The organism is Vibrio sp. 1641, from assembly GCF_033339995.1.
GTDB classification, from domain to species: domain Bacteria; phylum Pseudomonadota; class Gammaproteobacteria; order Enterobacterales; family Vibrionaceae; genus Vibrio; species Vibrio alginolyticus.
In genome coordinates this window covers 1-751 of the sequence record NZ_JAWOVP010000138.1, presented here as the reverse complement: position 1 = coordinate 751, position 751 = coordinate 1, and the positions used below count along the sequence as shown (strand labels likewise).

General features: G+C 41.0%; 1 protein-coding gene. It reads left to right on the top strand.

Annotated elements, in window-relative coordinates; all coding sequences use genetic code 11:
- The coding region (locus R7Z47_RS24660; protein WP_318130739.1) for an ATP-binding protein at window positions 1-751 on the top strand (751 nt) is incomplete at both ends.

Below are 751 nucleotides of genomic sequence, written 5' to 3'. Positions count from 1 at the left end.
ATCAGACAAACAGTATTGGATTGATTCGACGAGGCTGTCACAGATTCTCTTTAACTTGATTGGGAATGCCATCAAGTTTACGGACTCAGGAAGTGTGTCTGTTTCTGTCGCTGAAGAAAATGACGAAGTTGTAGTTTCTATATCTGACACCGGAATTGGAATCTCGAGAGCAAAACAAGCCCATTTATTTACGGCATTCCATCAAGGTGATCGCTCAATTACTCGACGGTTTGGTGGTACAGGCTTAGGGCTTGCTATTACCAAGCACTTAGTTGAAATGATGAGAGGTGAAATCTCTGTAAGAAGCCGCGAGAATGAGGGTTCTGACTTCACCATTCGAATTCCAGTTTTAACACGTTACAACCAAAGCCGTCCTGTAAAAATTGAGCATAATAGACCAAACAAAGCTCTAAACTTGCTTATCGTCGAAGACACTCAATCAAATCAACTTGTCATTAAATTGATTCTTAACAAGCTTGGCCATAATGTTCATATGGCAAGCCATGGCGCAGAGGCGCTTACATTTCTTGAAGAAAACGATACTCAAATTGATATGATCTTGATGGATGTCTCGATGCCAGTAATGGATGGAATAACGGCAACTAGGCTGATTAGAAAGAAAGGAATTACAATTCCAATCGTCGCTTTAACAGCGCACGCGCTAGAAAGTGATAAAGATAAGTGCTTAGACGCTGGCATGGATAGTTTTGTATCAAAGCCAGTTCGCAGGCAAGATATCTATGAAGCTATA